Raw genomic sequence first — 8,435 nt, 5'->3', positions numbered from 1 at the left:
GCCACCGCGCACCCCAGGGCGCATCCGGCCAGGGCGAACCGGGCGAGCCGAATCCGGAATCTCCGGCCCGACGATCGCCCGGAGCGGAGCCGGTGCCGAGGCGAGCACACCGTCAGCGCCGCCGCCAGCGCCAACGCCGCCAGCGCCGACCCGTTCACCGCGCCGCCCGGCTGTCGAGCAGACGCCGGAACGCCGCCGCCCCGTCGGCCATGCCGCGGTCCACCTGCCAGACACCCACCGGATGCAGGAAGCCGGCGTCGGTGCGGCACAGCATGGCGATCTCGGTGAGTCGCCGACCGCCGGCGTGGCCCCGTTGCATGTGCAACAGCACCTGAACCGCCGCGGCCAGCTGGCCGTGCAGGGCCGGACGGTCCAGGCCGCCGAGCGCGGCCAGCGCCTCGAGCCGGGCCGGCACCTCGGCGGGGCTGTTGGCGTGCACGGTGCCTGCGCCACCGTCGTGGCCGGTGTTCAGCGCGGCGAGCAGGTCAACCACCTCCGCACCCCTGACCTCGCCGACCACCAGCCGATCCGGCCGCATCCGCAGCGCCTGCCGGACCAGCTGACGCAGCGTCACCTCGCCGGCACCCTCGACGTTCGCCCGGCGTGCCACCAGCTTGACCAGGTGCGGATGCGGTGGCTGCAACTCCGGCGCATCCTCCACACAGACGATGCGTTCGTCGGCGGAGACCGCGCCGAGCAGGGCCGCCAGCAACGTCGTCTTCCCCGCGCCGGTGCCACCGGAGACCAGGAAAGCCAGCCGAGCCTCGACGATGTCGACCAGCAGGGTGGCGGCCTGCGGGGCGATCGACCCGGCGGCGGCCAACGCCGCGATGTCCTGGGTGGCCGGACGAAGTACCCGCAGCGACAGGCAGGTCCCACCGGCGGCGATCGGCGGCAGAATCGCGTGCAGCCGCACGCAGAACTCACCGGTGCCGACCCCGGTCAGTTGTCCGTCCGCCCACGGCTGCGCGTCGTCGAGGCGGCAGCCGGCGGCCAGGGCCAGCCGCTGGGCCAGTCGGCGCACCGCTGCCTCGTCGGCGAACCGAACGGAGCTGAGCCGCAGGCCGGACCCGTCGTCGACCCAGACCGCGTCGGGCCCGGTCACCAGCACGTCGGTGGTGCCGTCGGCGCAGAGCAGTGGTTCCAGCACACCGGCACCGGTCAGCTCGGTGTGCAGCAGCCGAAGGTTGGTCAGCACTTCGGTATCGCCGAGCACGCCGCCGGATTCGGCGCGGATCGCCGCCGCCACCACGTGCGGCCGCAGCTCCGCCGATTCGGCGGCCAGTCGTTCGCGGACCCGCTCGATCAACGAATCGGTCATTCGGCGGCCACCTGCGTCACCGACGCCCGGCGCCGGGATGGCAACACACCCAGTATCCGCCGGGCGGCCACCGCCAACGATGATCGAGGCGACAAGCGCAGGCCGCCGCGTTCCAACCGTTCCGCCAACCGCGGCTCGGCGCGCATGGTGGCCAGCAGCGGCAGCCCGGCCACGTCGGCGACCTCACCGGCGCGCAGCCCACCCGGCGACGGCCCGCGCACCACCAGACCGACGCTGGGATTGACCGCCCGCAGTCGCGGCGCGAACGCGGCGCTGGCCGCACACGACCGGACGTCGCAGGGGCTGACCAGTACGACCAGATCAGCTGCGTCCAAAGCGGTTTCGTTGGCGTCGCTGATGTCTCTGGACAGGTCGCAGACGACCACCGCACCACCGCGCCGACCCACGTCCACCACCGCGCCGACCGCGGCACTGTCCGGCTGGTATCCGTGCCGGGCGGCGGAGAGCACGGTGACACCGGCTTGAGCCGGGTGCCTGGGCAACGCCTCCCGCACCGCCGCCCAGGTGAGCCGGCCGCCGCGCAACGCCAGGTCGGGCCAGCGCAGGCCCGGGGCGTTTTCACTGCCGACCAACAGATCGATTCCGCCGCCCCACGAATCGAGGTCGACCAGCAGCGCGGCGGCGGCGGTCTGGGCCAGCGCGGCGGCGAACAGCGATGCTCCGGCTCCGCCGCGCCCCCCGACGACGGCAACCACGTCGCCCCGGGGACGAGCGCCGTCACGGATCACCTCGCTCGCGTCGGCGAGCGCCCGAACCAGTGCGTCCCCGTCACCCGGCAGAGTGAGCACCCGCTGCGCGCCCAGCAGGACCGCTGCCCGCCAGGTGCCGGCGGTCGGTTCGGCATCGCTGAGCACGATCACATCCGCGCGGCGCGGCAGCGTCTGTCTCGTGCAGCCGACGGCGGCGCCCTCGTCGAGCACCACCGCCACCGCCGCGAGCCAGCTTCGCCGGGTCACCGCGGTGGGGTCGGCGACGTGGATCACCCGGATACCGACCGCGGCGCCGATCCGGTCCACCTCCTCGCGCACGGCGGCCCGGCTCACGATGGCCAGCAGGCCGGCAGCTGCGCTCACGCCGATAGCCTGCGTGCCCCGGCGGCGCGGCCGCCAGCCGCCGCCGGGCGATTGTGGACAGCGCGCCCGACTGTGGACGAGGGGCGATTCGACGGCGGAGAACGATCTCTGTAACGTGTTCCGATATACCGCCCGCCGAACGGCGAATCCTCCCCCGGAAAAGGGACGACCCTCGCCAGGGGGGGGATGAGGCGAGGGTCGTCGTGCATCAACCCCGGGGGGTCGGGCCGATACACGCCCGGCGTAAGCCGAGTGATGCTTACTATACACATGTCAGGTGGGCCCGGCGCAAGTATCGCCGGCGATCGACGCACGTCGGCGATACCCGGGACGAAATCGCCGACGACACGGCGTGACCTGCGCGGTTTTATCGCCCTCGGCGACGCTGCCGGCTGGCCGGCGCGTCGACGGGTGTCGGCGCGATCACCCGGCCCGGACGACGGTGCCGGAAAACACACCGGCGGTTGGCCGACACGCGGGCCGTGTCGGCGCCGTCCCGGCGGCGGCCGTGAACCGGCGGCCGCTCGGGGATCACCGTGCCGAGCCCGCCGGACAAGCCCTCACCCAGCAAACTGCACGACTGGTCGCCAAGGGCATGGGCGAACCAGGTCGGGCAGCCGTATGCCGGTCTCGGTCGCCGAGCCGAGCCACGAACGCCGGGTCAGGAATTGCCCCTTGCTGTGTCCTGGCTCACGTAGTAGAAATGAGGGTACGGAAGCCGGTTAGGCCAAGGTCGATCCGGAAGAGAAGGACCGATCTCCCGAGTCAGGCTTCCCAGCATGGATCCCGGTACCCACGCGGAGCCACAGCCGCGAAGATGGCAGAAGCGTTGCGGGCCTGCGTAGTTGCGGACAACGAACGGTTCCACGGACGCTTTGGGTGGCGTCGGAATCAGAGTTGACCGCAGCATCGCCGAGGCCACCCACGCAGCCCATGTCGCACGCATGGTAACCGGAAACCCATGCTAGCGGGCGGCGAGCCGAGACCTACGGAACGTCGCCCGCTTTGCCGTGTCGGCCCGGTTTCAGTGCCGGGCACTCCGGCCGCCGGTCTCCGCGATCGACAGCGCTTCCTGGGCTCCGGCGCGCAGCGCCCGGCAACACAGCAACAACCAATCGGCCACCCCATCCGGTGTTCCGGCGGCAAAACTCGCTGCCGCGGAGCGGTACTCACCGGCCTTGCGCATCCAGATCACCTCGGGCACACCCAGACCGTGCGGGTCCAGGCCGGTGGAGATGGTCACCAGTCGGGAGACTGCACGCGCCACCACCCCGTCCGCGGAGGCGAACGGGGCCAGCGTCAGCAATTCGCCGTGCACCACCGCGGCGAACACCGGCGGTGGCACCCGCGTCCCGCCGGTCGCCAGCTCGGCCAGCATCTCCAGGCGCCGGCCGGTCTCCCGGTCGCCGCGCGGCCGGCCCAGGTCGTCCTCACCGACCTGGTCCGCGGCGGCCAGCACATGCAGCCTTGCCAGCGCCTGCAGCGGCGCCCGCTGCCAGACCCCGACCAGCGGGCTCTCCCCGCCCTCCATGGCCTGCGCCACCCGAAGCGCGCCGGCGAACACCGGGTCCTCGGTCGCCGAGTCGTCATCCAGCTGGGCAGGGCCACCGTCCAGCACCGAGGAGGCCCGGGCCGACCGCAACGACGCCTCGGCGGCCGTCATCGGCCAGCCGCGCAGGTTGACCCGATGCCGGTGCACGCGGGCCAGCAACTCGCGCGCCTCTTCGCTGGCGTCGGCGACGCCGGGCAGCTCCAGCAGCGGGGCCAGCGGGTCAGCGGTCACGCCGAGCCACGATACCGGCCGGGCTCCTGACGCCGGCCACCATGACGTCGACGGTATCTTCAGGTCAGGTTTTTCCTACCCGGATCGAGGCTGGCACAGGTGACCACAACCGCTGCCGACACACCGTCGGCATACCCGCCGTCCGCTGCGTTCGCCGCACAGGCCAACGCGGGTGTGGAGCTGTACCGCGAGGCCGAGCGGGACCGGTTGGCGTTCTGGGCCGGGCAGGCCCGCCGGCTGACCTGGGTCACCCCCTGCACCGAGGTGCTGGACTACTCGGACGCCCCGTTCGCCCGGTGGTTCGCCGACGGCCGGCTCAATGTGGCCTACAACTGCGTGGACCGGCACGTCGACGCCGGACACGGCGATCGGGTGGCCATCTACTGGGAGGGTGAGCCGGCCGGCGACAGCCGCGCCATCACCTACGCGGAGCTGCTCGCCGACGTCTCCCGGGCCGCCAACGCCCTGACCGAGCTCGGCCTGGTCGCCGGCGACCGGGTGGTGATCTACCTGCCGATGATCCCGGAGACCGTGGTCGCGATGCTGGCCTGCGCGCGGCTGGGCGTGCTGCACAGCGTGGTCTTCGCCGGGTTCTCGGCGACCGCGTTGCGGGTCCGGATCGCCGACACCGCAGCGAAACTGGTGATCACCGCCGATGGCCAGTTCCGGCGCGGCGCGCCGATGCCGCTCAAACCCGCGGTCGACGAGGCACTGACCGGCACCGACTGCGTCGAGCACCTGCTGGTGGTCCGCCGCACCGGACTCGACACCGCGTGGTCGGCCGGACGCGACCTGTGGTGGCACGACATCGTCGAACCGGCTGCGCCGCAGCACACCCCGCAGCCGTTCGACGCCGAGCACCCGCTGTTTCTGCTGTACACCTCCGGAACCACCGGTAAGCCGAAGGGGATCGTGCACACCAGCGCCGGCTACCTGGTCCAGTGCGCCTACACCCACCACTACGTCTTCGATCTCAAGCCGGACACCGACGTGTTCTGGTGCACCGCCGACATCGGCTGGGTGACCGGGCACACCTACTCGGTATACGGGCCGCTGGCCAACGGCGCCACCGAGATCATCTACGAGGGGGCACCGGACTTCCCGGATCACCACCGCCATTTCGAAATCATCGAGAAGTACCGCGCCACAATCTATTACACCGCGCCAACCCTGATCCGGATGTTCATGAAGTGGGGCCGGGAGGTCCCGGACGCCCATGACCTGTCCAGTCTGCGGCTGCTGGGGTCGGTCGGCGAGCCGATCAACCCGGAGGCCTGGCGCTGGTACCGGGGGGTGATGGGCGCCGACGCGACCCCGGTCGTCGACACCTGGTGGCAGACCGAGACCGGCGCGACGATGATCTCTCCGCTGCCGGGTGTCGCCGCGACCAAGCCCGGTGCGGCGATGACACCGATGCCGGGAATCTCGGTACGCATCGTCGACGACCACGGCAACCGGCTGGCGCCGGACCCCGCCGCCGGTGAGCCGGTCGCCGGGTATCTGGTGATGGATCAGCCGTGGCCGGCGATGGCCCGCGGAATCTGGGGGGACCGGCAGCGGTTCATCGACACCTACTGGTCGCGCTTCGCCGAACAGGGCTGGTACTTCGCCGGTGACGGCGCCCGCTACGACGCCGACGGCGACATCTGGGTGCTGGGCCGGATCGACGACGTGATGAACGTGGCCGGCCACCGGATCTCCACCGCCGAGGTCGAATCCGCGCTGGTCGGCCACCAGGCGGTGGCCGAAGCGGCGGTGGTCGGCGCCAGCGACGATCAGGCCGGCCAGCGCATCTGCGCCTTCGTCGTGCTGACGGCCGGCCACCAGAACGACGCCACCTCACGTGAGACGCTCGCCGACGAGCTGCGCACCCGGGTCACCGTCGAGATCTCGCCGATCGCCCGGCCCCGGGAGGTTCACCTGGTTCCCGAGCTGCCCAAGACCCGCAGCGGGAAGATCATGCGCCGGCTGCTGCGCGACGTCGCCGACGGTCGGGAACTGGGCGACACCTCGACCCTGGTGGATCCGGGCGTGTTCGACGCGATCCGCGCGGCGAAGTAGCCCTGCCCAACGCGCGTCCCGCTGCCCGCGGCTGCGCCGCGCTCGCGATCGCCGGCCTAGCCGATCGGGACGAAGCCGGCGCCCGGCCGGTCTTTGGCGGCGAGATCGGCCAGCACCGCGTTGATCGACATCACCACCGCCGGGGTGTGCAGCGGGATGTACTTGATCACGCAGTCCGGCAACGCACCGGTGAACGCCCCGTGGATCATGCCGACCAGCATGTTGTTCACCGTCACCGGCCCGCCGGAGTCACCCGGCCGGCCGCAGACCTGCATCACGATGCTGCCCGGGTCCTGACCCGGACCCCAGGTCACCCCGCACGAGTTTCCGGTGGTGCGGCCCTGCTTGCAGGCGACCTGACCGAAGGTCGGATCCGGGCCGATGCCGTTGATCACGAAGCCGCTGACGTTGTTCACCGGCGTCACCTTCTCCGGGTCGAACCGGATCACCGCGTAGTCCAGGGCGTCGTTGCCGGTCACCATGCTGCCCAGCGTGCCGCTGCCGGCGGCGGATTCGGCGGCGACCTGGGCACCCGGCCCACCGCAGTGCGCGGAGGTCAACCCGATCAAGTCGCCGGTCCGGTCATGACCGATCGTGGTCAGGGTGCAGAACGCGTCGCCGTTGATCACGATGCCCGAGCCGCCGCCCATCGGCACCCGGCCGTCGGCGCCGACCGGTGCCGGTGCGACCGCCGACACCGCCAGCATCGTCAGCACCGCCACGGTGCGCAGCACCCGACGGCACGTGGTCTGCACGACAATCTCCCTCGATCCAGGCTGAAACCGCAGTTTATCGCGCCGATCCGCACGATCCGGCGCACGCCGCGGTGGGCCCGGCGGAGTGGACCGGCTCGTCTGCGCCGATGCCGCATGGCAACATAAGCCGCGACGACAGCCAACGCGGAGGGACCGTTCAGTGAGCAAGGTCGATCGCAGGATTGCCAGGAACCCGACCGGCCGGAACGGGGTACCAGACACCCTGGCCTCGATCCCGCTGGCCGATCCGCACGCCCTGTCCGGCGAGGCGTCGCTGGGTGAACTGGTCAAAAACGCCACGTCTCAGATGTCTGCGCTGGTCCGGGCCGAGGTCGAACTGGCCCGCGCCGAGATCACCGAGGATGTCAAGAAGAGCCTCACCGGCAGCATCTTCTTCATCGCCGCGCTGGTGGTGTTGTTCTACTCCACCTTCTTTTTCTTCTTCTTCGTCGCCGAGGTGCTCGATCTCTGGCTCAAGAGCTGGGCCGCCTACCTGATCGTGTTCGGGATCATGTCGGCCGTGGCGGCGGGGCTGGCGGTGCTCGGCTTCCTCAAGGTGCGGCGGATCCGGGGGCCGCGGCAGACCATCCAATCGGTCAAGGAGACCCGGGCGGCACTGCGCCCCGACCACGGCCCCGACCACAGCGGTCCGCACGCACTGGGCGCCGACGACACCAAGACGCTCGCCGACCCGTCAGGCTGGTAGTGCAACCGCCCGATCCGTCGATGACCCGGATCGACGGTCCGTGGCGCCACCTGGACGTGCACGCCAACGGTATTCGCTTCCACGTGGTCGAAGCCATCCCGACCGACGGTGACGCCACTCCGCCGACCGCGCGGCAGCTGGTCATCCTGTTGCACGGCTTCGGCTCGTTCTGGTGGTCGTGGCGGCATCAACTGCGCGGGCTGGCCAACGCCCGGGTCGTCGCGGTGGACCTGCGCGGCTACGGCGGCTCCGACAAACCACCCCGCGGTTATGACGGGTGGACCCTGGCCGGGGACACCGCCGGACTCGTTCGGGCACTGGGACATTCGTCGGCGGTCCTGGCCGGCCACGCGGACGGTGGACTGGTGTGCTGGGCGACCGCCCTGCTGCATCCCCGAATGGTGCGTGCCGTCGCTGCGATCAGCTCTCCGCATCCGGCGGCGTTGCGCGCGTCGGTGCTGACCCGGCGAGATCAGCGGCGGGCGCTGCTGCCCTCGCTGCTGCGTTATCAGCTGCCGCTCTGGCCGGAACATGTCTTGACCCGCAATGACGGTGCTGAGATCGAACGGGCGGTACGCAGCCGAGCCGGTGCCGCCTGGCCGGGCAGCCCCGACTTCGTGGAGACGATCCGATATCTCCGCACGGCAATCCAGATTCCCGCGGCGGCGCATTCGGCGCTGGAATACCAGCGGTGGGCGATCCGCAGCCAACTGCG

General features: G+C 71.3%; 7 protein-coding genes. 3 read left to right on the top strand and 4 right to left on the bottom strand.

What is annotated here, in order from left to right:
- Positions 1 to 154 precede the first annotated feature (154 nt).
- The 3 genes from AC2VNT_RS04685 to AC2VNT_RS04675 all read right to left on the bottom strand — a co-directional run bounded on the left by AC2VNT_RS04685 (position 155) and on the right by AC2VNT_RS04675 (position 4,198).
- Positions 155 to 1,321: a TadA family conjugal transfer-associated ATPase gene (locus AC2VNT_RS04685; protein ID WP_486945741.1), complete on the bottom strand. Its 1,167-nt coding sequence runs from the start codon at positions 1,319 to 1,321 to the stop codon at positions 155 to 157.
- Complete coding sequence (gene ssd / locus AC2VNT_RS04680) at positions 1,318 to 2,388, bottom strand: septum site-determining protein Ssd (RefSeq protein ID WP_486945743.1); 1,071 nt, start codon at positions 2,386 to 2,388, stop codon at positions 1,318 to 1,320. Before ssd ends, AC2VNT_RS04685 begins: the two co-directional genes overlap by 4 nt.
- A gap of 1,051 nt (positions 2,389 to 3,439) precedes the next feature.
- Positions 3,440 to 4,198 (bottom strand): Fic family protein, encoded by a 759-nt coding sequence (locus AC2VNT_RS04675; protein ID WP_486945740.1) that lies wholly within the window; start codon positions 4,196 to 4,198, stop codon positions 3,440 to 3,442.
- 99 nt (positions 4,199 to 4,297) lie between these two features.
- Here AC2VNT_RS04675 and acs point away from each other — a divergent pair, with 99 nt between their 5' ends.
- A complete protein-coding gene (acs, locus tag AC2VNT_RS04670; RefSeq protein ID WP_486945739.1) occupies positions 4,298 to 6,259 on the top strand; it encodes an acetate--CoA ligase in 1,962 nt (653 codons plus the stop codon).
- A 56-nt stretch (positions 6,260 to 6,315) separates the two neighbouring features.
- Here the strand turns inward: acs and AC2VNT_RS04665 are convergent, their stop codons facing one another.
- Positions 6,316 to 6,966: a chymotrypsin family serine protease gene (locus AC2VNT_RS04665; protein ID WP_486945742.1), complete on the bottom strand. Its 651-nt coding sequence runs from the start codon at positions 6,964 to 6,966 to the stop codon at positions 6,316 to 6,318.
- Positions 6,967 to 7,174: 208 nt separating this feature from the next.
- Here AC2VNT_RS04665 and AC2VNT_RS04660 point away from each other — a divergent pair, with 208 nt between their 5' ends.
- Positions 7,175 to 7,720 carry a phage holin family protein gene (locus AC2VNT_RS04660; protein ID WP_486945738.1) on the top strand — a complete coding sequence of 182 codons (546 nt, stop codon included), beginning with the start codon at positions 7,175 to 7,177 and terminating at the stop codon, positions 7,718 to 7,720.
- On the top strand, positions 7,720 to 8,435 hold a 716-nt coding region (locus tag AC2VNT_RS04655; RefSeq protein WP_486945737.1), incomplete at its 3' end, for an alpha/beta fold hydrolase. The genes AC2VNT_RS04660 and AC2VNT_RS04655, both read left to right, overlap by 1 nt.

This window comes from Mycobacterium sp. TH-M15 (assembly GCF_057473705.1).
Note: the sequence above shows the minus strand (reverse complement) of the source record. Positions and strands in the feature narration are given on the sequence as shown.

Bases quoted from the DNA above. Each gene is read 5' to 3' on its own strand.
- AC2VNT_RS04685 (WP_486945741.1), bottom strand. From the start codon at position 1,321: ATGACCGATTCGTTGATCGAGCGGGTCCGCGAACGACTGGCCGCCGAA.
- AC2VNT_RS04665 (WP_486945742.1), bottom strand. From the start codon at position 6,966: ATGCTGGCGGTGTCGGCGGTCGCACCGGCACCGGTCGGCGCCGACGGC.